General features: G+C 71.3%; 9 protein-coding genes and 3 pseudogenes. 3 read left to right on the top strand and 9 right to left on the bottom strand.

Going from position 1 to position 23,499, the window contains the following annotated elements; all coding sequences use genetic code 11:
* Window positions 1-2,574 (top strand): amino acid adenylation domain-containing protein (locus tag ACFYOB_RS17530; protein WP_388560715.1); only part of this gene is annotated, 2,574 nt, incomplete at its 5' end.
* Window positions 2,575-2,605: 31 nt separating this feature from the next.
* Here ACFYOB_RS17530 and ACFYOB_RS17525 read toward each other — a convergent pair.
* Window positions 2,606-2,800 (bottom strand): hypothetical protein, encoded by a 195-nt coding sequence (locus tag ACFYOB_RS17525; RefSeq protein WP_388560713.1) that lies wholly within the window; start codon window positions 2,798-2,800, stop codon window positions 2,606-2,608.
* 147 nt (window positions 2,801-2,947) lie between these two features.
* On the opposite strand from ACFYOB_RS17525, the gene murF reads away from it, so the two are divergent.
* Together murF and ACFYOB_RS17515 are read left to right on the top strand one after the other, a co-directional pair.
* The gene (gene murF / locus ACFYOB_RS17520; protein WP_388560738.1) at window positions 2,948-4,342 is read left to right on the top strand and encodes a UDP-N-acetylmuramoyl-tripeptide--D-alanyl-D-alanine ligase; all 1,395 of its coding nucleotides are present in this window, start codon (window positions 2,948-2,950) and stop codon (window positions 4,340-4,342) included.
* Between the two features lie 100 nt (window positions 4,343-4,442).
* Window positions 4,443-4,547 (top strand): annotated as a pseudogene (locus ACFYOB_RS17515) (IS5/IS1182 family transposase); the annotation flags it as partial.
* Between the two features lie 899 nt (window positions 4,548-5,446).
* On the opposite strand, the pseudogene ACFYOB_RS17510 reads toward ACFYOB_RS17515, so the two are convergent.
* The 8 genes and pseudogenes from ACFYOB_RS17510 to ACFYOB_RS17475 all read right to left on the bottom strand — a co-directional run.
* Window positions 5,447-6,391, bottom strand: a pseudogene (locus tag ACFYOB_RS17510) (ABC transporter transmembrane domain-containing protein); the annotation flags it as partial.
* A gap of 104 nt (window positions 6,392-6,495) precedes the next feature.
* Window positions 6,496-7,815 (bottom strand): cytochrome P450, encoded by a 1,320-nt coding sequence (locus ACFYOB_RS17505; protein ID WP_388560711.1) that lies wholly within the window; start codon window positions 7,813-7,815, stop codon window positions 6,496-6,498.
* Between the two features lie 225 nt (window positions 7,816-8,040).
* A complete protein-coding gene (locus ACFYOB_RS17500; RefSeq protein ID WP_388560709.1) occupies window positions 8,041-8,370 on the bottom strand; it encodes a hypothetical protein in 330 nt (109 codons plus the stop codon).
* A gap of 175 nt (window positions 8,371-8,545) precedes the next feature.
* Window positions 8,546-9,163 (bottom strand): annotated as a pseudogene (locus ACFYOB_RS17495) (FAD-dependent oxidoreductase); the annotation flags it as partial.
* Window positions 9,164-9,269: 106 nt separating this feature from the next.
* The gene (locus tag ACFYOB_RS17490) at window positions 9,270-10,157 is read right to left on the bottom strand and encodes a hypothetical protein (RefSeq protein ID WP_388560707.1); all 888 of its coding nucleotides are present in this window, start codon (window positions 10,155-10,157) and stop codon (window positions 9,270-9,272) included.
* A 121-nt stretch (window positions 10,158-10,278) separates the two neighbouring features.
* On the bottom strand, window positions 10,279-11,238 hold the full coding sequence (locus ACFYOB_RS17485; protein ID WP_388560705.1) for a GNAT family N-acetyltransferase: 960 nt from the start codon (window positions 11,236-11,238) through the stop codon (window positions 10,279-10,281).
* A 110-nt stretch (window positions 11,239-11,348) separates the two neighbouring features.
* Window positions 11,349-12,719 carry an MFS transporter gene (locus ACFYOB_RS17480; protein WP_388560703.1) on the bottom strand — a complete coding sequence of 457 codons (1,371 nt, stop codon included), beginning with the start codon at window positions 12,717-12,719 and terminating at the stop codon, window positions 11,349-11,351.
* 149 nt (window positions 12,720-12,868) lie between these two features.
* Window positions 12,869-23,425 carry an amino acid adenylation domain-containing protein gene (locus ACFYOB_RS17475; protein WP_388560701.1) on the bottom strand — a complete coding sequence of 3,519 codons (10,557 nt, stop codon included), beginning with the start codon at window positions 23,423-23,425 and terminating at the stop codon, window positions 12,869-12,871.
* Between the last annotated feature and the right edge of the window lie 74 nt (window positions 23,426-23,499).

Genomic DNA, 23,499 nt, shown 5'->3' with positions numbered 1-23,499 from the left:
ACCACCCTCGCCGGACTCGAACCCCTCGAACTCCCCACCGACCACCCCCGCCCCACCCACCGCACCAGCCACGGCAACACCATCGACTTCACCATCCCAGCTGAGACCACCTCAGCCCTACGCCAACTCGCTCAACGAGAAGGCGCCACCCTCTTCATGACACTCGCCGCCGTATTCCAAGTCATGCTCAGCAAATACACCGCCCAGCACGACATAGCCATCGGAATACCCATCGCCGGCCGCAACCGCACCGAAATCGAAGACCTCATAGGATTCTTCGTCAACACACTCGTACTCCGCTCCAACACCTCCAACGACCCCACATTCCAAGACTTCCTCCACCAGGTCAAAACCACCACCCTCAACGCCTACGAACACCAAGACCTCCCCTTCGAACGCCTCGTAGACGAACTCGCACCCGAACGCGACCTCAGCCGCACCCCCCTCTTCCAAGTCATGCTCGCCCTGCAGAACACCACCCACACCACCTGGCACCTCACCAACACAGACATCACCCCCATACCACTCCACACCACAACCGAAAAATTCGACCTCCTCATGACTGTCGAAGAGCGCAACCATGACCTAAAGGTGCAGCTGAGTTACAGCACGGATCTGTTCGAATCCTCCACCATCGAGCGCATGGCGGGTCACTTCCATACCCTCCTCGCCCATGCGGCCACCACCCCCACCACCCCGCTGAGCCGACTCCGCATGCTCACCCCCGCCGAGGAACACCAACTCCTCATCGAATGGAACGGTCCACGAACGGCGTTTTCGGAGGACAGTTGCATCCATGAACTGGTGGAAGAGCGGGCCGGAACCCTTCCCGACAACCTTGCCGTGGTTGACGGCGATACCTGCCTGACGTACCGGGAACTCAACACCCGCGCCAATCAGCTGGCTCATCACCTTCGCGATCTGGGCGTGGGGCCCGAGGTTCTGGTCGGCATCTGTGCCGAGCGCAGTGCGGAGTTGATCATCGCACTGCTCGCCGTCCTGAAGGCCGGTGGAGTCTACGTACCTCTCGATCCCGATTACCCCACGAGTCGTCTCGAGTTCATGCAGAAAGACACCGCGACCCCGGTCGTCATCGTCCAAAATCACCTTCGAGACCGGATCCGGCTCCTCCACAGCAGGATCGTCGACCTGGGCCATGACCGGGAAGTTTTCAGCGCTCAGCCGATGAGTAATCCCGCCCACTGCACGAATCCGGACAACCTCGCCTACGTCATCTACACCTCCGGTTCGACTGGAACTCCTAAAGGTGTTCAAATACGACACAGGGGCGTAGTGAATTACGTCGAGTTCATTCGGCGACATGTCGGCATGACGTCGAGCGATGTCGTGGCACAGAGCTCCACCTTCAATTTTGATGCATTCACCCACGAATGCTGGGCCACGCTCACCGCGGGGGCCACTCTTGCGATCATCACCAAAGACACACTTCTTGACCCTGAGCGTTTCCAACAAGAAATCAGAGATTCTGGAATAACCGTGGTGAGGCTCGTGGCGTCATTGTTCAATGAGCACCTCTCCAGGTTTCCGGAAATGCTCGCCGGAACGAAGCTGGTCTCCTATGGAGGAGAGGAGGCAGAACGGTCGGTTGCAGATTCTGTGGCGTCAAGCCCTTGGGCCCCGGCCAACCTTCTCCATTCCTATGGGCCGACCGAGACCACTGTGAGCGCCGCATTTCATTCGGTTACGACAGACAGAACAACGGGCCGACGGATGCCCATTGGTCGACCCATCGCGAACGCTCAGGTATACGTGGTGGATCATTTCGGCCAGCTGGCCCCCATTGGCGTTCCCGGCGAATTGATGATAGGCGGCGCCGGGGTTGCACGAGGCTACCTGAAGCGGCCGGAACTGACAGCGGAGAAGTTTGTCGCAAACCCCTTCTCCGGCAACTCGACAGAAAAGCTCTATCGCACCGGCGATACGGTGCGTTGGCTACCAGACGGCAGCCTCGAGTTCCTGGGCAGGATCGACAACCAGATCAAGGTGCGAGGGTTCCGCATTGAACTGGGCGAAATTGAAGCCAACCTCCTCAGGCACGACAACGTAGCTGCCTGCGTGGTGGTGGTTCGGGAGGAGGCGCCGGGCGACCGGCGACTCGCCGCCTACTGCGTACCGGCCTTGGGACGGGACTTTCAGCCCACCGCACTCCGAATGTGGTGCGAGCGCGCATTGCCGAATTACATGGTCCCGACTTGGTTCGTCACCGTCGACTCGCTTCCGCTGACGCCCAACGGAAAGATAGATCGCCAGGCACTCCCTGCCCCGACGGAGATACCCACGTCCTCCACTTACGTGGCGCCTCGCAGCCCACTTGAGGAAAATGTCGCCGCCGTTTGGCGCGAAGTCCTGAGAGTCGAGCGAGTTGGCGTTTTCGACAACTTCTTCCATATCGGGGGAAATTCTATCCTGGCAACGCGGACGGTGAACAGGATCAGCGCCATGACAGGGATCAGGTTCAGCCTCAGAAGTTTCTTCTCGTCCCCCACCGTGGTCTCCACAGTGGAGCAACTGCTTGAGCTCACGGCACTGGACGATACGAATTCCGCCAACTAACCATCCGTGACGAGCTCGAGACCCGCCACCGTCAGGACGGATGCGCCACCCCCAGGTACCGGCTGCGGCCATCACCCGTGGGGGTGTCGAGGGTCACAGCGCGGTAGCCCCGTCGAGTCAGGGAGTCGAAGCCGGTCTTCCCGGACAGGGGAAACGGTTCCCGTTGGGCCGACTTCCCGCTGGCCAAGATGCCGACGTACGGGCCGGAGTTCAGGTCGTGGGACATGCAGGGGTGGTCTTCCGGAGGGGTGCGAAGGTCGGCCGTTGGACCCGCGCCGTGTCGGACGATGTCTATTGCGGCGCTACGGTCGTGGCATAGCCAGCGGGGCTCGAGGGCTCCGCCGGGGAGCCGCTGTACGAGGGAGTCATGCACATGTTGTCCTTCTCGCTTGACGAGATCGCAGAGATCACCAACGGACGCCTGGTCGACGTGGCCAACCGGGCCGCCCGGATGACGGCCGGGGCGGTCACAGACTCCCGTGAAGTCGTCCCCGGCACTCTGTTCGTCGCCATCGCCGGCGAGCGCGTCGACGGTCACGCCTTCGCCGCGCAGACCGTGGCAGCGGGCGCGGTCGGGGTGCTGGCCACCCGCCCAGTCGGCGTCCCCGCGATCGTAGTAGAGGACGTGATCGAGGCCCTGGCCGCGCTCGGCCGCCACGCACTCGCCCAGCTCCCCGACCCGCTCGTGATCGGCCTGACCGGCTCGGCGGGCAAGACGTCCACGAAGGACCTGCTGGCCCAGGTCCTTCCCGTGCTCGGGCCGACCTCGGTCACCGACCGGTCGTTCAACGGCGAGATCGGGATGCCCCTTACCCTGCTTCGCGCCGCCCCCGATACCCGTTACCTGGTGCTGGAGATGGGCGCGAGGGGCAGGGGCCACATCGCGAACCTGACGACCATCGCCCCGCCGGGGGTGGGGCTGGTCATCAACGTCGGCACCGCGCACGTCGGAGAATTCGGCGGCCGGGAGGCCATCGCGGAGGCCAAGTCCGAACTCGTGCAGGCGCTGCCCGCCGACGGCCTCGCCGTTCTCAACGCCGACGACTCCCTCGTCGCAGCCATGGCCGCCAAGACCCGCGCCCGCGTCCTGCGCTTCGGCCTCGGCCGGGGTGAGGGCGCGGACGTGTGGACCGACGACGTGCAGCTCGACTCCGAGGGCCGCCCCTCCTTCACCCTCCACCACGGCGAGGAGCACGCGGGGGTGCGCCTGGGACTGCACGGCCGGCACCACGTCATGAACGCCCTCGCGGCGGCAGCCGTGGCCCTGGGCCTGGGCGCCGGCCTGCAGGCCGTGGCCGAGCGGCTGTCGGCCGCGAAGAACTTGACCACCGGCCGTATGGAGGTCTTGACCCGCCCCGACGGGCTGAAGATCGTGAACGACGCGTTCAACGCGAACCCCGATTCGATGGCGGTGGCCCTGGCCGCGCTGGCGGCGATGGCCGGTGGACGGCGCACGGTCGCGGTGCTGGGCGAGATGAAGGAACTGGGCGAAGAGGCCCTCGACGGGCACCGGCAGGTCGGCAAGCTCGTCGCCGACTCCGGCGTCCGGATCCTGGTGGCAGTCGGAGGCGACCACGCCGAGGCGCTGGCCGAGGCCGCTCGCCGCCAGAACCCGGACCTGCAGGTGATCCGCACCCCCGACCGGGACGGCGTCCCCGGCACCCTCGCGGGCGTCCTGGGAGCCGAGGACATCGTCCTGGTCAAGGGGAGCCACAGTGTCGGCCTCGAGGCCACCGCGCTGGCCCTCACGGCCGACACCACTGACTGACCGGGCTAAAGGGTGTTGCAGAAGGCTCGGGCCGCGCAGGCGGGAGGGGCGGGTGACCTGCTGTTTCACCCAGCGAGGGTGAGGTTGTGCATGGTGGCGACAACCCCACCCACACCGCTCCGAAGCCGTGATCCGCATCGCGATGATCGACCTCATGAGCCGACGGCTCACCCGTGAATCCACCCCGAACTGGCGCGATGCCTGAGCGCGAGGCCCACCGTCAATATGGGCCAGCCGACCGCCACCGCAGCACCGTGAATCGCTGATCCAGCAGATCAACGCACTCATGCAGACCGGGCCGAGGCAGCTCAGCGCGCTCACGCATCAACGCAATGGCCTGCACGTTCCGCTCCGCGGCAATCAGGCGGTCCACCTCCACCTGAGCGTCGACCGAGAGCCTGTCCCACAGAGCGTTCTCCAGGCCTGCATGAACCTCTCAGCCGATCCGAGCGACACCACGACCACGACCCTGAGCAGCCGCCTCACCAAACACCATCTACGGGATAAAACGCTCTTTTATCCCTCCAGGTCGACCTCGCCGCCGGCCGCTCCAGCTTCGGGAGTCCCCGCGAGGACCACCAGCCCGGCCTGACGCCCCGACAAACGCATCCAGAGTCTTGTCGACTACCCACAACGACGGTTTCCGGATGCCCTTAGCACGGTGACGGACAGCCACGGCCTCGGAGGAGAGACCCCCGAGCCGCCCGCGGCCGCCGAGTGGGGCAGAATCGCGCCCCTTAAGCATCGCCCATTCCCCGCCCGGGGACTGGGCCGTCCCACACCCGAGAGATCCGACTGCCCGTCAGCTCGGTCAGCATAGAGTCAGCATTCGTCTGACCAGACCCGACCACAGCCTGATCTACATGAGACTCAGCAGCAAGATCCAGAGGTGCCCGTGAGATGGGACTGACCTTCTCCGAACTTCAGGAAGCGGAATACTCGATCCCGACCACATTCAGCCTGCGCTTTGCTTCAAGAGAACAGGTCAGAAGGCTCTCACTCTCAGGTTCGAGCGAACTTGAGGGAAGTCAGGAGCCGGAATCGGAAGACGGTCGTAGCCATTGATCTCGCGCCGCAGCGGGTCCCGTTCGTCCCCCTCTTGCGCTGATTGAACTCGAACATGATCCGCGTGGCGTTGGAGTAGTAGGTGAAGGCGACGACGACCGCCTCCACGCCGTGCCCTCCCCCGGCGAGCGCGACGGCCACCAGCAGGCCCAGCGCGTAGGTCAGCACGGACATCGGCGCGACCAGCGTGTCGATGCGCAGGTTGCCGTAGTCCCACGAGCGCAGCATGAGCCGCCGCGACTCCGCGACCCGCGACCGGTGCTCGGCGGCCTCGCGATCCTCGGCGGCGAACGCCCGGACCGTGTCCATGTTCATCAGGCTGTCCGCGACGTGGCCCGAAACCCGGGCGATCGCCTCCTCCCGCTGGTCGACGAGCGCCTGGCGGCGGCGGATGAGGGGCGCCGTGCACAGGGCCGTGACGGCGATCATCGCCAGGAGCCCCACGACGAGCAGCGGTTCGTAACTCCACAGCACCACCGATCCGAACACCAGCGGCACCAGGCTGCCCACGACCGAGAACGTCAGCGTGTCGACGAACTCCTCGAAGCGTGAGGCGAAGCTCAGGACCCGCTTGGTCAGCGACCCGGCGAAGTTGTCGTGGAAGAACGCGGCGTCCTTGGCGAACAGCTCGTCCATGCCGATCACGTACAGGTGCTCGACACCGCGGGCGTCCAGGCGGTTCAGGCAGTGCAGCCCGATGCGCCACAGCGTCTCCGCGAACAACAGGACTCCGGCGAAGCCGAGGACGTAGGGCAGCGCCCAGCCGAGGCCGGTGCGGGTGCCGGTGTCCCCCGCGATCCTGCCCACGAGCTTCGCGACGACCAGCGGCGCGATGTAGTTGATGCCGATGTTGCCCAGTGCCGGGAGCAGCATCGCGGGCGCCGTCAGCCAAGGCCGTCGACCCAACTCCCGTGCGTAGTAGCGGAGCGCGAGGAGCACCGAACCCCTGCGCCGCGAACTTTCGTGCGATTCGGGCGATCCCATACCAACCCTGCCTTGTCGGACCGTCACGTCAGAAAACGGAGTGTCCCGCAAGGGCGCTCGCGCGGTCCAAGCGTTTTCTTCCGCCGGTACCGGCAGGCTCGGAGTCAGCCCAGCACGGCGGGCGTCGGGCCGTCGGGGCGGACGGTGATGCCGTAGGCGGCCTTCGCCGGGATGGAACGGAAGCGGGGGGTGTGGGCGGGCAGCAGGTGTTCGAGGAGGACGGTCGCCTCCCGGAGGGCGAACTGCAGGCCGAGGCAGGCCCGGGGGCCGATGCCGAACGGCAGGTAGCTCCCCGTATGGGTGGGGCGCCGTCCGGGCGCGGTGAAGCGCGCCGGCTCGAACCGCCCGGGGTCTTCCCAGAGTCCGGGGTCCCGGTGCGTGAGGTACGGGCAGACCAGCACGTCGGTGCCGGCCTCGACCGCGTATCCGGCGAGGACGTCATCCTGCGCCGCGCAGCGCGGCAGTATCCAGGCGGACGGGTAGAAGCGCAGCGTTTCATGGACGAGCGCCTGGACGGCCTGCCGTCGCCCGGACGATCCTTCGGCGCCCGTGGCGAGGGCCTGTTCCCGTGCCTGCGGGTTTCGGTCCAGCAGGAGGTAGAGCCAGGTCAGGGTGGTGGCGGTGGTCTCGTGACCGGCGACCAGCAGGGTGACCAGCTCGTCGCGGATCAGTTGGTCGGTGTACTCGGGGCGCGTTCCGGCCGCGTCGAGCAGGACGTGCAGCAGGCCTGGGCCGTCGGGTCCGGCCTCGCCGTCGCGGGCGGCGGCGATGGCGTGGCTCGCCACGGCGTCGATGGCGGCCAGCTCGGCGGCGACCGCCCCTTGGGCTGCGGCGCCGTCGGCGGGCAGGCTGGGCAGCGCGGCCACCACGGCGGGTACGGCGGCCAGTTCACGCTCCGTCGCGAGGTCGAGGGGATGTCCGGTCAGGGCACGCCAGATGGTGTCCAGGGCGAAGCGGCGCATCTCCTCGCCGACATCGAGGACCTGCCCGGTGCGGGCGTACCCGGCCCAGCGCGCGGCAGTGGTCCGGGCGGCCCCGGTGATCCGCTGCTCGTAGCGGCGCATTCCGCGGCCGGTGAACTGGGACTGCAGCAGCCGCCGTTGGCGCTGCCACGCCTCGCCCGTGGCGGCCAGGACCCCGTCGCCGATCAGCAGTCGGGCGCGGTGCGAGCGCTTCACGTACCGGTCGGGATGGAGCGCGAGCACGTGCTGCACGGCCTCGGGGGCGGTGACCAGGACGGTCGGGCGCGCATCGAGCCGGAACGCGGCGACGCCGCCGAGCCGTTCGCGCGCCTGGGCGAACAGGTCGATGAGCTCCCCTCCCCCGGCCCGCCACTGCCCGACGGCGGCGGGATCCAGCTCGGGAACCCGGCGACCCGCCGGGGACGGGCTCGGGAGGGGGCCGGGGCGTGCTTGGGTGGCCACAGGGCTGCTCCTGCGTCGTCACGGGCGGATGCGAGCATCACGCACTGTAGGGGAGCAGGCTCACCGGGCAACAGCCCGCCTTCCGCGCCGTTCACACCGCTGAGGCTGACTCCCCGGCTACGGCGACGGGATCGCCCTGTAGCGGTGACGTCAGCCTCAGCGGTTCTCACACTGCTTCTCTTGTGACTCTTCCTGGTTCTGCCGTCCGCCGGAGTCCGGAGGTTTTCACCGTTCTTTGATCACTACGCTGAAGTCTCGATTGCGGATCACGACCCGCTCGACCACGTCAGTGATCTCGAACTTGCCTTCCACGCTCGTAGGCGTGATGACTTGGGTGACGGACCCGTGGGGCCTGTCTTCGATCAGGTCCAGGTGCAGTTCTTCTGGAATCTTGACCAATGGCGGGCTTGCGAGTTTCAGCTTGAGCGTGAAGCCCGGGGTTTGACACGAACACGTGCCCTTCACCGTGACCCAGCGCTTGCCCTTGCCGTCCCGGTAGTCCGTGGCGGTGAAGTCCTGAGCACCAGCTTCACATGCGAAGTCATTCGCAGACATGTCTACTCCGATCATCTACTCGTTCGACAGATCAGACGCGGATCCAGTGTCAGCACGCTTGGTGACCGCCGCAATCGGAGATCGGAGTTTCAGTCGAGCGGCTGCGCCTGGTGTGTGCCTCACCTCCGACGGTGGTAGGTACGCCACCGTCGGAGGTGAGGTGCCGGGCAGTCACTCAGCCCGGGATGAGTGCGTCCCACTGGTCTCGGGTCGGGCCGTCGTGCTCCGGCGAGAAGTCCGGGCGGGCGGCCGGCCAGGCGGTGACGTGCCGGTCCACTTCGTCGGTGCTGTAGGCGTCGTGGGCCGGTCGCAGGAGATGGCGTACCTGGGCTCGGGCTCTCATGACGACGGGATCGTAGGAGGCGCAGGCGGCCAGGGCAGCGGCCCGCCGGTCCGAGGGCGGTGTGCTCTCGGCGAGGCGTTGTTCGCCGGCGCGGTCGGCCGCCACCTGCTCGCCGGACAGCGGGCGGAGGGCCTGTGCTGTCCAGGCGTGGTAGCCGGTGGGGTCCTCGGCGAACTCGTCGACATGGGCGGCTATGCGTTGGGCGGCGCGCAGGCCGAGCGCCACGCCATGGCCCGAGGTGGGGTTGGTGTGGATGAGGCTGTCCCCGGCGTTGACCAGGCCTGTGACGACGGGTCCGTCATCGTCGGTGAGGGCGGTCCAGCGGTTGTCCAGGCCGGCCATCGCCAGGACGGCCGACTGTGGTTCGGGGTCCAGGCCGAGCCAGGCGGCGCAGGCGGGGAAGCGGCGGGCGGCGGGATCGCACACGGCGGGATCGGTGAGCGCGCCGCGGCGTTCCCGCCGCACGGCCGCGTTGGTGATCTCCGTTCGAGAACCGGGATCCGGCGAAGGGGGCGTTCACCAGCGTCGTCACGGCCGCACGGAGCGGGCCGGGCGGCTACTTCGCCGGCAGGACGATCCGCACCAGGTAGGGCAGCGCCTCGCCCACCCCCGCGTCGTGGTCCAGCAGCACCGCGACCGGGCTGTGGCCCTGGGAGTGCAGGGCGTCCAGGGGGTGGGACCACTGGGCGCAGGGAAGCGGCCGGGGAGCGTCGGTCTCCTGTTCCCGGCCGATGGCGGGGAACGGGTGCGGGACGGGGCGTCCGGCCGCGCGGGCGCGTCGGCGGGACAGGGCGCGCTCCACGGCGGTACGGGCGGCCTCGGCCAAGGTCGCGCCCGTGGCGACGACCGTGTCCCGCTCCGGGTCCGGGCCTCGGTCCGGCTCCGGCTCCGGCTCCGGCTGCATGCGCGGGGCGAGCGCGACGGCGCAGGCGGGCAGGGAGAGCAGACCGGACAGGTCATGCGCGACGTGCTCGTCCTCGGCCTGCAGGGCGCGCAGCAGCGCGTCGGGGACGGCGTGGCCCTGCCCGGCGAGGCTCAGCCTGGGTACACGGGTCCCGGGCGCCCCGAGGCGGCGGGCGAGGAGGGCCTCGCAGTGCTGGGCGAGCCCCGATTCGAGGGCGCTCACCCAGGTCAGGCCCGCCGCGACGCCCACCGGGGAGCCGGACGCGGGGACGGGCACCCGGCGCAGCGCGCCCGTGGCGAGGTCGAGGCCCCAGGCCCCTGCTGCGGCGGGTGCGGCGGGTACCGGGCGTATCGCCGCCCGGGCGGCCAGCTCGGTGAGTGCCGTCTCGACGTCCGAGGCGGCGTCGACCACGCCGGGAAGCAGCTCCGCCGCCCGGTCCAGCACCGTGCGTGCACCGAGAGCCGGGCCGCCGACCCGGGACAGGAACGCGGCCCGGGCCTCGGCCTCGGTCGAAGCGGCGGTCAACTCTTCGGTGCTCATTTCCGGTCGTCCCTCTCCACGGGGTTCTTCGTGGGGCCCATGGAAGCGAGGGTGGATATTCGCCGGATAGACGCGCGATCTCGGCCGCCCGCTCACGTGGCCATGGCCCGGCCCGGCGCTCTCAGTGGGCGGACAGCACCAGGCGGCGGGCGTCGTTGCGGTACCCCACGCGTTCGAAGGCCGCGGCCATCGGCGTGTTCGTCAGGTCGGTGTCTGCGCGAACCTTCTCCGGATCGGTTTCGGACACCAGGATCCGGGTGATCTCGGCCAGGATCTCGTCCGCGTATCCACGGCCCCGGTGTTCCGGCAGCACTCCCAGGTATCCGACCACGGGGAAGGCGTGGTTGCGCGAGGGGAGGCCGAAGCCGACGGGCTCGCCCTCGGGTGTCCGGGCGACCCGCCACCAGGACCGGTCCCCCGGCATGGTGTCGCGGTAGAACGCGACGTCCTCGCGGGCCTGGGCCTCGGGGCCGATGCTCTCGGCCTCCTTCCGGGAGGCCGTGTCGAGGCTGTCCTTCAGGACCCGGCGGAACAGGCCGACGAAGACCTCGTCGTCGGGCTCGGCGGCGAAGAGCAGACGCCCGGTGGGCTCCGGGAGACCGGCCCGTGGTGTCCACTCGTAGCGCAGCCGCTCCACGGTCACCGGGAGACCCGCGCGCCGGGCCGCCTCCTGCCGCCAGGCCACGGCCGCGACCGTGTCGGGCCGGTCGTGCCAGTCACCGGGGAGGGAGAGGTGGTACTCCGGCGCGGCGCTCGCACCGGCCCCGGCGTAGGCCGCGTGTGCGGCGGTGAGCAACTCGGCTGCCAGGGTGGTGCGTTCGGCGGCGGACCGGACCGAGTCGTGGACGAACACGCCGTCGAGGGCGCCGGGCAGGTCCTCGTCCGGGTCACCCCACCAGATGGCGAGGGCGAGCGGCGCGGCGCCGGAGGCGTCTTCGGCGATCCAGGTCCAGTCGGGGCGGTACTCACCGGCGGCGAGCCGGGCCGTGTACGTGTCGGCCGTCATCCCGCCGGCCGCGTCGGTGACGATGAGCGGGAGGAGGCGGTCGAGGTCGGACGCTACGGCGGGGCGGAAGATCACATTGACTCCGGATCGGTGGAGGGGGCGGCGCGGCCCGATCGGGGCAGGTCGATCGCCATCGAGGGTATGCAGGTTGCGCCGACCGGATGACGGTACGGCCGGGGTGTCCCTCAGGGACGCGTTAGGGGGCCCGTTGCGACAGGAGGCCCGGCCGCGTTCGGCACGCTCTCCCGTTCGACGGGTGACGGGCTCTCGGCGGGCGGTGGGGGCAGCGCGGTGATGGTGTGACGGCGCCCGGCCAGGGCGGTGGCGGCCAGGATCAGGCCGGTGCAGCAGAGCAGCAGGGCACTGCCGCGGTCACGGGCCGCGCCTAGGAGTCGGCCGAGGGTGGCGGCGAACGGCCCGCCGGGGTCCACCAGCGGGCTCAGGACCTGCGAGGCGAGCGGTCCGGCCAGCAGGTAGCCGAGCAGGGTGCCGCCCTGGGTGAACATGCGGCGCAGGGCGAAGACCCGGCCCTGGGCCTCGGCGGCCACCGCGGACTGCCAGAGCACTTGGGCGCAGCTGGTGACCACCGGCAGGCCGAGGAAGAACGTGAAGGCTGCCACGGCCAGGAGGCCCGGGCGCGGGAAGAATCCGGCCAGCAGGACCGCGACGCCGCTCAGCACGGTGGCCGCGGTGACCCAGGGCAACGGGCGGCGCGGGGTGGACCAGATGGACATGGCGACACTGCTGATCGCCAGGCCGAGCCCCCCGGCGGTGCTGACCATGGCCACCGCGGCGTTCTGCTCGGCCTCGGGGGTGGCGGCCAGGACCAGGGGCAGCAACAGGGCCGTGGCGGTGGCCTCGGCCGCGTTGAGGACGGTGACCAGGCGAAGTAGGTGTTTCAGTCCGGGTTGTCCGGTGAGCAGACGTCGGCCTTCGGTCAACTCGGCCCGCCAGCCCGAGCGTTCCCTGGGGCTGCCGGTGTGCTCCGGGCGGCCGGTCGACTCGGGGAAACGGGCGAGGAGCAGGGTGAGCAGCCCCAGCGCGAAGGAGACGACGTCGACCACCAGTACGGCGCGCAGCCCGCCCGCGCCGAGCAGGACGGCGGCGAGCATCGGGCCGAGCAACTGGGCCCCGGCCAGGGCGGTCTGGGTCATCGCGCTCGCCCGGCCGCGTTGTTCGGCCCCGACCATGCCCGTGACGGCGGCGGCGAGCGCCGGCCACTGGAAGGCCGCGCAACAGGACTCCACGATGATGACCGCGTACACCTGCCAGACGGCCAGGTGCCCGGTCGCCTGGGAGGCGGCCATGGCCACGGCCGCGAGCATGGCCGCGGCGTCCGCGCAGAGCAGCACGGTGCGGCGCCGGTAGCGGTCCACCAGGACCCCGGCGACCGGGGCGGCCAGCATGCCCGGAGCGAAGCCGAGCAGCAGACCGGTGGCGAACTGGGTGACGGAGCCGGTCTGTTGGTAGATCCACAGGCCGAGGGCGAAGCCGGAGATGCTGGATCCGAGTGCGGTGACCAGCCGGCCCGCCCAGACGAGCACGAAGGTGGTCATGGCAGGCCCACAGGGGGTGGGGCGAGGGACAGGGGCACGGAACGGCTCCGTTCGGAGGCTGCGGCGGGGCAGGAAGACACAGGGGCGGGGGCGGGGCGGGGTGGTACGTCCGGCGCCGAGGTCGGGCGCACCACCCCCCGTGAACCCGGTCAGCGCAGGTGGGCGGCGAGGACCGGGCCGATCTCAGCCAGGGCCTGCGGGGTCGTGAAGCGGCTGTGCGGGATGTCCAGCGGGTGGTTCTCCACCGGGCCGTCCACGTGCGCGGCCCACAGCTCGGCCAGCGGGGTGCCGTCGGCACCCCGGCCCGGCAGGGCCTCGAAGAAGAGCACGGGGCCCCGGTACCGGCCCGGCTGTTCGCCCCGGGCCAGCGCGAGGTTGTTGGCGGTCACCTTCACCAGCCGGCCCAGTGCCGCCGGGTCCAGCCCGCCCAGAACGCTGCCGCGCTCCCGCAGCAGCTCCAGCACGGCGTCGGCGGTGGGGAGTCCGTCGCCCAGGACGTCCGCGCCGTCCGCCGGAGCGTCGGCGAGCGCGCCCAGCTCGTCGAGGTCGAGCCCGTCCAGAGCCAGCGAGAGGATCTCCGCCTCACTGGGCTGCCCGGCGTGCCGGAAGCGTCCGGTCGGGTGCGAGTCGAGCATCGCCAGCAGCGCCACCTCCTCGCCCGCCTCCTGGAGCTGGCGGGCCAGCTCGTGGGCCACCGTGCCGCCGAAGGACCAGCCGAGCAGGTGGTACGGGCCCACGGGCTGCACCTCGCGGATCAGCCGCAGGTAGTCGGCCGCCATATCGGGTACGGAGCGCGGCAGTTCGTCCACACCGTCGAGTCCTCGGGCCTGAAGTGCGAACAGCGGCCGGTCGCGGTCCAGGTGGCGGGCCAGGCCGGAGTAGCACCAGCCGAGGCCGCCTCCCGGGTGCACTGCGAACAGCGGCGGACGGGTCCCTCCGGTGCGCAGCGGCAGCAACTGGCCGAGACCGTCGGAGGATCCGGTGCTGCCCTCGACGTTGATCCGTTCGGCCAGCAGGGCCACGGTCGGGGTCTCGAACAGGGCCCGCAGGCCGATCTGGATGCCCAGTTCCTCGCGGACCCGGGCGGTCAGCCGGGCGGCGAGCAGGGAGTGGCCGCCGAGGTCGAAGAAGTTGTCGTCGATTCCGATGTGGTCGACGGCGAGGGTGGTGGCGAAGAGGCCGCAGAGGACTTCTTCCTGCGGGGTGCGGGGGGCTCGGGTGGGGGTGGTGGCGGTGCTGGGGGCGGGCAGGGCGCGGCGGTCGAGCTTGCCGTTGGGGGTGAGCGGGAGGGTGTCGAGGAGGACCAGGGCGGAGGGGACGAGGTAGGCGGGCAGGTGGGCGGCGGCGTGCGCACGCAGTTCGGCCGGATCGAGGACGGTGACACCGGTGTCGGTGTCGGTGGTGGGGACGAGGTAGGCGACCAGGCGCTGGTCGCCGGGATTGTCCTCGCGCAGCAGGACGGCGGCCTGCGCGATGTCGGGCCGGCTGGTGAAGTGGGCCTCGATCTCGGCGGGTTCGATACGGAAACCACGCAGCTTGATCTGGTCGTCGGTGCGGCCCAGGAACTCCAGCCGCCCCTCACCCCGCTCGTCGTACTGCCAGCGGCCCAGATCACCCGTGCGGTACATCCGCGCACCCGGCTCACCGAACGGATCCGGCAGGAAACGCTCGGCCGTCAGGGCCGGACGACCGAGATAGCCGCGGGTCACCAGGTCACCGGCGATGAAGAGTTCGCCGCCGACCCCGACCGGGAGCGCCCGCAGGGACTCGTCCAGCACGTACATCCGGGTGTTCCAGATCGGCCGTCCGATGGTGATCACACCGGAGGGCGCGGTGTCGCCGGGCTCGATCCGGAACTCGGTGCAGCCGACCGTGGTCTCGGTCGGACCGTACTCGTTGATCACGGTTGCGCCCGGGTGCCGTCGCCGCCACTCGTCGAGCACCTCGCCCATCAGGGACTCGCCGCCGAGCACCAGCTGCTCGCTGGGCGAGAAGCGCTCGGGCAGCGCGGTCAGCAGGGCCAGATGACTCGGGGTGGCCTTGACGAAGCTCGGACGGTCGAACTCCCCCGCCGTGGGCGCCTGGTCGTCCAGCTCGATGAGCTGCACGGTGCCGCCACTGGTCAGCGGGGCGAACAGGCCGGTCACGGTGAGGTCGAAGGAGACCGGCGAGTGGACCAGCGCCCGGCCGGCCACGCTGTCGTAGGCCTCGCGGGCCCAGGCCAGGTAGGCGTCCAGCGAGTGGTGCTCGACCACGACGCCCTTGGGGCGTCCCGTGGAGCCGGAGGTGTAGATCACGTAGGCCGGGTTGCGCAGGGACAGGGGCGCCGACCGGTCGCGGTCGGTGAGGTCGTGAGCGGGCAGGGCGGCCAGCGCGGCGGCCGTGTCCGGCGCGTCGAGCAGCAGGTGCGGGTGCTCGGTGACGGGCAGTTGCGCGGCCGCCTCGGCGGTGGTGAGCACGCACAGCGGCCGGGCGTCGGCCAGGGTGTAGGCGATCCGCTCGCCCGGGTGTGTGAGGTCGATCGGCAGGTACGCCGCGCCGGACTTGAGCACCGCCAGCACGGCCACCAGGGTCTCCACCGAGCGCGGCACGGCCAGCGCGACGAAGTGTTCGGGGCCCGCACCCTGGGCCACCAGGTGGCGGGCCAGCCGGTTGGCGGCGGTGTCGAGCTGGGCGTAGCTGAGGGTGCCGGTGTCGCAGACGACGGCGGTGGCGTCGGGGGTGCGGGCGACCTGAGCGGCGAACAGTTCGGGCAGGGTCCGGCCGGGGAGTGCACGCGACGGCCCGTTCCAGTCGGTGAACAAGGCCTTGCGCTCGTGCTCGGCGAGCAGGTCGATGTCGTGCAGGGGGGTGTCGGGGTGTTCGGCGGCGCTGGTCAGGATCCGCTGGAACTGATCGGCCAGCCGCGCGATGGTGACGGGCTCGAAGAGGTCGGCGGCGTACTCGATGGTCACGGTCAGCCCGCCGGGAGCGCCGTCGGCGGTCTGGTGCTCGGTGACGGTGAAGGACAGGTCGAACTTCGCGGCGCTCTCCGACTCGACGTCGGTGCCGGCGGCTTCGACGCCGGCCGCGGTGGTGCTGTTGAAGGTGAGGATGGTCTGGAAGAGCGGGTGGCGGTGGGGGGTGCGGCTGGGGTTGAGGGCCTCGACGAGACGCTCGAAGGGGAGGTCCTGGTGCGAGAGGGCCGCGAGACCGACGTCACGGGTACGACCGAGCAGTTCGGTGTGGGTGGGGTTGCCGGCGGTGTCCGTGCGCAGGACCAGGGTGTTGACGAAGAAGCCGACGAGCTCGTCCAGGTCGCGGTGCGTGCGGCCCGCCGTGGGAGTACCGATGGGCAGGTCCGTACCGGCGCCGTTGCGCGTCAGCAGGACGGCGAGCGCCGCGTGCACCGCTTGGAAAAGGGTGGCCTGGTGGGCGCGGGCGTGGGCCGTGAGCTGCTGGTGAACGGTGGAGTCCGTGTGCGTGGTGTGCGTACGGGCCCGGTGCGTGGGGTGCGCGGGCCGGGTGTGGTCGGCGGGAAGGGCGATCTCCTCGGGCAGGCCGGCCAGCCGGGTGGTCCAGTGGGCTAGCTGCTCGTGCAGGGGCGTACCGGGAGTGTCGGGGTCACCGAGGTGGCGGTGCTGCCAGAGCGCGTAGTCCGCGTACTGCACCGGCAACGGCGACCAGTCAGGGGTCCGGGCGTGGCTCCGGGCCTGGTAGGCAGCGGTGAGGTCCTCGGTCAGCGGACGCATCGAGAGGCCGTCACCTGCGATGTGGTGCAGCACCAGGACCAGCAGGTGGTCGTCCGGCGCGAGGGTGAAGAGTGCGGCGCGCAGCGGGAGTTCACCGGCGAGGTCGAAGGGCTCGGCCGAGAGCTCCGCGATCCTCGCCCGCGCACCGCTCTCGTCGGTCTCCACGAGGCCGAGGGGCACGAGCGCCGGGGCGACGGGCAGGACGAGCTGGCACGGCCGGCCGTCGGTCTCGGGGAACACGGTGCGCAGGGTCTCGTGCCGTTCCACCACGTCGTCCAGCGCGGCCTGGAGCGCGACGGCGTCCACAGCCCGGGCCAGCCGCAACACCACCGGGATGTTGTACGAGGCCCGCTCGGTCTCCTCCATCCGGTTGAGGAACCACAGCCGGGCCTGTGCGTACGAGAGCGGGATGCGCGCCGGGCGGGGCTCCGTGCGCACCAGCGGCGGCAGTGCGGTGGCGGGCAGGGCCCGGCCCAGCCGCTCGGCCAGCGCCGCGACGGTCGGCGCCTCGAACAGGTCACTGACACCCACCTCCGCGTCCAGCTCGGCGCGCACCGCAGCAACCAGCCGCATCGCCAGCAGGGAGTGGCCGCCGAGGTCGAAGAAGTTGTCGTCGATTCCGATGTGGTCGACGGCGAGGGTGGTGGCGAAGAGGCCGCAGAGGACTTCTTCCTGCGGGGTGCGGGGGGCTCGGGTGGGGGTGGTGGCGGTGCTGGGGGCGGGCAGGGCGCGGCGGTCGAGCTTGCCGTTGGGGGTGAGCGGGAGGGTGTCGAGGAGGACCAGGGCGGAGGGGACGAGGTAGGCGGGCAGGTGGGCGGCGGCGTGCGCACGCAGTTCGGCCGGATCGAGGACGGTGACACCGGTGTCGGTGTCGGTGGTGGGGACGAGGTAGGCGACCAGGCGCTGGTCGCCGGGATTGTCCTCGCGCAGCAGGACCGCGGCCTGCGCGATGTCGGGCCGGCTGGTGAAGTGGGCCTCGATCTCGGCGGGTTCGATACGGAAACCACGCAGCTTGATCTGGTCGTCGGTGCGGCCCAGGAACTCCAGCCGCCCCTCACCCCGCTCGTCGTACTGCCAGCGGCCCAGATCACCCGTGCGGTACATCCGCGCACCCGGCTCACCGAACGGATCCGGCAGGAAACGCTCGGCCGTCAGGGCCGGACGACCGAGATAGCCGCGGGCCAGTCCGGCACCGGCGATGAACAGCTCGCCCGGCACGCCGGGCGGCACCTGTCGCAGCGCCGCGTCCAGCACCTGGACGCGCATGTTGTCCAGCGGTCGGCCGATCGGCACGGTGCTGCCGAGCGCGTCCCCCGCGGTGATCGAGTGCCGGGTGGCGAAGACGGTGGTCTCGGTCGGGCCGTAGCCGTCGACCACCCGCAGGCCCGGGTGGACGGCGAGCACGCGGCGCACCGCGGCCGCCGGGACCACGTCTCCCCCGGTCATCACCTCGCTCACGCCTGCCAGGCTCTGCGGCGCGTCCTCGGCGAGCAGCCGGAACAGGCCGGCGGTCAGCCAGAGCGCGGTGACCCGGTGCTCGGCGATCAGCCGCCCGATCCGCTCGGCGTCCAGGTCACCGGCGGGTGCGACCACGACCTGACCGCCGCTCAGCAGTGGCACCCACAGTTCGTAGGTGGCCGCGTCGAAGGCCTGCGGGGAGTGGAACAGCACCCGCTCGTGGTGGCCGTCCCGCTGCCACCAGCGGTCGGCTGCCAGCGCGGCGACGTCCGCGTGGGTGACGGCGACGCCCTTGGGGGTGCCGGTGGAGCCGGAGGTGTACATCACGTAGGCGAGCCGGTCCGGCTGGACGGCCGGGACGGGCCGGGCGGGGGCGTCGGGCAGCGGTGCCGAGACGTCCACCACCCGCACACCGGCCGCGGCCCGGGCGCGGACGAACGGGAGGTCGCGGGTGGCGGCGTCCACCAGCAGCAGTTCGGCGCCGGTGTCGGCCAGCACCAGGGCCATCCGCTCGTCGGGCCAGCTCTCGGACAGCGGTACGTACGCGCTGCCCGCTCGCACCACGGCCAGTGTGCTGACCACCAGCTCCGCCGAGCGCTGCTGGAGCATCGCGACCCGGCGTTCCGCACCCGCCCCGAGGGCTACCAGGTGGCGGGCGAGGCGGTCGGTGGCGGTGTCGAGCTGGGCGTAGCTGAGGGTGCCGGTGTCGCAGACGACGGCGGTGGCGTCGGGGGTGCGGGCGACCTGAGCGGCGAACAGCTCCGGCAGGGCGGCGGCGGGCAGCGGATGGACGGCGCCGGTGGACAGCCCGGCCAGTTCGGCCCGGCCGGTCCCGCCCAGCAGCTCGATGTCGTGGAGGGGGGTGTCGGGGTGTTCGGCGGCGCTGGTCAGGATCCGCTGGAACTGATCGGCCAGCCGCACGATGGTGACGGGCTCGAAGAGGTCGGCGGCGTACTCGATGGTGATGGTCAGCCCGCCGGGAGCGCCGTCGGCGGCGTGGTGCTCGGTGACGGTGAAGGACAGGTCGAACTTCGCGGCGCCCTCGAACTCGACATTCTGACCGTCTTGCCCGGCCGTGGCGCCAGTTGTGTTGTTGAGGGTCAGAACGGTCTGGAAGAGGGGGTGGCGGTGGGGGGCGCGGCTGGGGTTGAGGGCCTCCACGATCCGCTCGAAGGGAACGTCCTGGTGGGTGAGCGCCGCGAGGTTCACCTCACGGCTGCGGCGCAGCAGTTCGGTGTGAGTGGGGTTCCCAGTGGTGTCCGTGCGCAGCACGAGGGTGTTGACGAAGAACCCGATCAACTGATCGAGGTCACGGTGCGTACGACCGGCGGTCGGCGTGCCGATGGGCACGTCCGTACCGGCGCCGTTGCGGGTCAGCAGCACCGCCAGCGCCGCGTGTACGGCATGGAACAACGTCGCCTGATGCGCCCGCGCATGAGCCGTCAGACGCTCGTGAACACCGGCATCGGTACGCGTGGTGTGGATACGGGCACGGTGCGTGGGACGGGCGGGCCGGCTGTGGTCGGCGGGCAGCGCGATCTCCTCGGGCAGCCCGGCCAGCTCGGCCGTCCAGTGGGCCAGCTGCCGGTTCGACACCGTTCCAGGAGTGTCCGGGTCGCCCAGGTGCTCGTGCTGCCACAGTGCGAAGTCCGCGTACTGCACCGGCAACGGCGACCACCCGGGCGCACCCCCACGAGCACGCGCTTCGTAGGCGGCCGTCAGGTCCTCGGTCAGCGGACGCATCGACCAGCCGTCACCCGCGATGTGGTGCAACACCAGAACCAGCAGATGATCCGCCGGAGCCAGCGTGAACAACGCCGCACGCAAAGGCGCTTCGGCCGACAGGTCGAAGGGCTGCGCCGACAGCGCGGCGATCCGCGCCCGCGCCTCCTCCTCGTCGCACTCCACCACGTCGAGGGACACCAGCCCGGCCACGGCCGGCAGGATCACCTGGCACGGTGCGCCGTCCGTCTCCGGGAACACGGTGCGCAGGGTCTCGTGCCGTTCCACCACGTCGTCCAGCGCGGCCTGGAGCGCGACGGCGTCCACCGCATCCGTCAGCCGCAACACCACCGGCATCGTGTACGCGCTCGCCTCGCCCTCCATCCCGTTGAGGAACCGGAGCCGACGCTGGGCGAAGGAGAGCGGCAGCACGTCCGGGCGCTCCGCCCTGACCAGCGGCGGCAGTGCGGCGGCGGGCAGGGCCCGGCCCAGCCGCTCGGCCAGCGCGGCCACGGTCGGCGCCTCGAACAGGTCGCGGACGCCCACCTCCACGTCCAGCTCGGCCCGCACCGCGGCAACCAGCCGCATCGCCAGCAGGGAGTGGCCACCGAGGTCGAAGAAGCTCTCGTCGATGCCCGGCTCCCGCTCGGCGCCCAGCACCTCGGCGAAGATCCGGCACAGGGCGGCCTCCCGCTCGTCGCGCGCGGCCCGCCCGGCCCCGGCCTCCTGGCGCGGCGGGGCCGGCAGGGCGCGACGGTCCAGCTTGTTGTGCGCGGTGAGCGGCAGCGCGTCGAGCACCACCAGCGCGGACGGCACCATGTAGCCGGGCAGCGCCTTGGCCAACTCGCCTCGCAGGCCGGAGGGTTCGATCTCGGCGCCGGGCAGCGGGACGAGGTAGCCGACGAGCTGCCGGTCCCCGGGCCGGTCCTCGCGGACCACCGCGGCCGCTGCCGCCACCGGCTCCAGGGCGGCCAGGGCCGCTTCCACCTCGCCCAGTTCGATCCGGAAGCCGCGGATCTTCACCTGGTCGTCCAGCCGACCGAGGAACTCGATCGCGCCGTCCGGCAGTCGGCGGGTCAGGTCGCCGGTGCGGTACATCCGGGCGCCCGGCGCACCGGTCGGGTCGGGCACGAAGCGCTCGGCGGTCAGGCCCGGACGGCCCAGGTAACCCCGGGTGACCTGGGCGCCGCCGATGAACAGCTCGCCCGGCACCCCGACCGGCACCGGCTCGCCCCGGCCGTCCAGCACGTACGCCCGGACGTTGCCCAGCGGGCTGCCGATCGGCACGGTCGAGGTACGGGCGAGTTCCCGTGCCCGCGGGCGGTGGGTGGTCACGCCGACCGTGGTCTCGGTCGGCCCGTAGTGGTTGAGGACCTCGCACTCGGCCCGGCCCAGCAGTTCGCGCACGAAGCTGCTGGTCGAACCCTCGCCGCCCAGGATCAGGCCCCGGCGGGGCAGCACCCGGTGCTCGGCGCCCGGCCCCTCCAGCGCCGCCAGGTGCGAGGGGCTGATCTTCAGGTAGTCGATCGCGTGCTCGGCGAAGTACGCGGCCAGCCGTCGCCCGTCCGAAGCGGTGTCGGCGTCCACCATGTGCAGCGTGCCGCCGCCCAGGAGCGCGGACGACAGGACCGTGACGCAGGAGTCGAAGGTGAACGGCTGCACCATCGCGTACCCGGCCGCTTCCAGGCCCAGCGCGGACACCACGGCGGTGTGGTAGTTGAGCACCTGCCGGTGCTCGACCACCACGCCCTTGGGCCGGCCGGTGGAGCCGGAGGTGAACAGGACGTAGGCCGCCTGGCCCGGATCCACGGGCACCTCCGGGGCGGTGTCGGGCTGCGCGTCGAGAGCCAGTTCCTCCACCGCGACCGCCCGCACACCGGACGGCAGCCGGTCGGCGAGGGCGGCGCGGGTGATCACCACGGGGGCGGCGGTGTCGGCGAGCATCATCGCCATCCGCTCCTGCGGCTGGGCCGGGTCCACCGGCACGTAGCAGCCGCCGGCCTTGAGTACGGCGAGCAGCGCGACCACGGTCCAGGCCCCGCGCTCCAGGCAGATGGCCACGGGCGTCTCGCTGCCGACGCCGAGCGCGCGCAGGTGGTGGGCCAGCCGGTTGGCCAGCCGGTCCAGTTCGGCGTAGCGGTGGGTGCCGTCGGCGCCGACCACCGCCACGGCGTGCGGGGTGCGGGCGGCCTGCTCGGCGAAGCGGCCGTGGAAGGTCCCGGCGGGCACTTCGAGAGCGGTGGCGTTCCAGGTGTCGAGCAGCAGTGTGCGCTCTTCGGCGGTCAGCAGCGGCAGCCGGCCGACCGGGCGGTGCGGGTCGGCGCAGACCTCGCGCAGCAGCGTGGCGTAGTGGGCGAGCAGGCGCTCGGCGGAGCGCTCCTCGTATCGGTCGGTGCGGTGGACCAGGGTCAGCGTCAGCGTGTCGCCGGTCTCCGAGACGGTGAACGTCAGGTCCCGCTTGGCGTCGGCCGGGCCGGCCGCGTCCAGCGGGCGCAGTACCAGTCCGCCGGAGTCGGCGCCGTCCCGGGCGGTTTCCGGGGCGGCCTGGTCGAGCACCAGCATGGTGCGTGCCAGTCCGTCCGGCGAGCTGGACCGCAGCTGTGCGGCCAGCTGCTCGAAGGGCACCTCCTGGTGCCGGAAGTCGCGTCGGGTCGCTTCGGTGGTCCGGTCCAGCAGCTCGGCGAAGGTCGGTTCGCCGCCAGGGGCATCCCCAGCGGAGCGAGGGGAAACGTCGCCCCGCAGCAGCAGGGTGTTGACGAAGCAGCCGATCAGGCCTTCCAGCTCGCTGCGCCCGCGTCCGCCGACCGGGGTGGCGATCACCGGGTCGGGCCCGCCGCCGTACCGGTGCAGCAGCACCTGGAGCGCCGCGAGGGACACCGTGAAGAGGGTGGTCCGGTGTCGTACGGCCAGTGCACGCAGGCCGGCCGCGACCTCGGCGGGCAGCTCCAGGCTGTGCGTTCCGGCGGCCGCGCCGCCCTCCGGCCGGCCGGTGGTGGTGGCGGGCGGCGGGGTGTCGGTCAGGCCGGACAGCCGCTGCTGCCAGTAGCCGAGGCTCTCCTGGTACGCGGCGCCGCCCCGGCTGCCGCGCTGCCAGGCGGCGAAGTCGCCGTACTGCACCGGCAGCGCGGGCAGTTCCGCGCCTGCGGAACCGTCGGCCGGCCGGTAGGCCGTCGCGGCCTCGGCGAGCAGCACGTTCACCGACCAGGCGTCCGACACGATGTGATGGATCGTCAACAACAGGACGTGTTCCTGCTCCCCGGTGCGCATCAGCGCGGCCCGCAGCAGCGGCCCGGCCGCCAGGTCGAACGGGGTGTGCGCCTCCTCCGCCAGCCGGGCGCGCACCCGCGCCTCGGCCTCGTCCGCCGCCAGGGCCCGGAGGTCGGTCACCGGCAGCTCGAACCTGGCCTCCTCGTGCACCAGTTGAACGGGCAGGCCGTCGGGTCCGGCCGCGAAGGTGGTACGCAGCACCTCGTGCCGGGTGATCACCATGCGGAACGCCCGGGCCAGCCGCTCGGCGTCGAGCGGACCGGAGCAGGCCACCGCCATCGGCACGTTGTACGCGGCCGACTCCGGGGCGAGCTGCTGGGCAAGCCAGATCTGCTCCTGGGTGAAGGACAGCGGCACCGGCGCCCCCTCGGGGCGGCGCGGCACGCCAGCGGGCGCGGCCGGGCGCCGGGCCAGCCGCTCGCGCAGCCGGGCCTCCAGCCGGGCCCGCTGCTCGGGCGGCAGCTCGGCGATGCGGCGGGCGGTGTCGGCGGTGGCGGCCTCGGCGGCGGCGGTCTGGGTGGTGCTCACGGTGCTCTCCCCGGAGAAGATCAGGCGGGCCCTAGGGCCGTGGGTGGAAGGCGGAGTTGCGTCGGCGGCGGACG

Origin of the sequence: Streptomyces sp. NPDC006463, from assembly GCF_042870715.1 — a bacterium.
In the GTDB taxonomy this organism is placed as follows: Bacteria; Actinomycetota; Actinomycetes; order Streptomycetales; family Streptomycetaceae; genus Streptomyces.
Note: the sequence above shows the minus strand (reverse complement) of the source record. Positions and strands in the feature narration are given on the sequence as shown.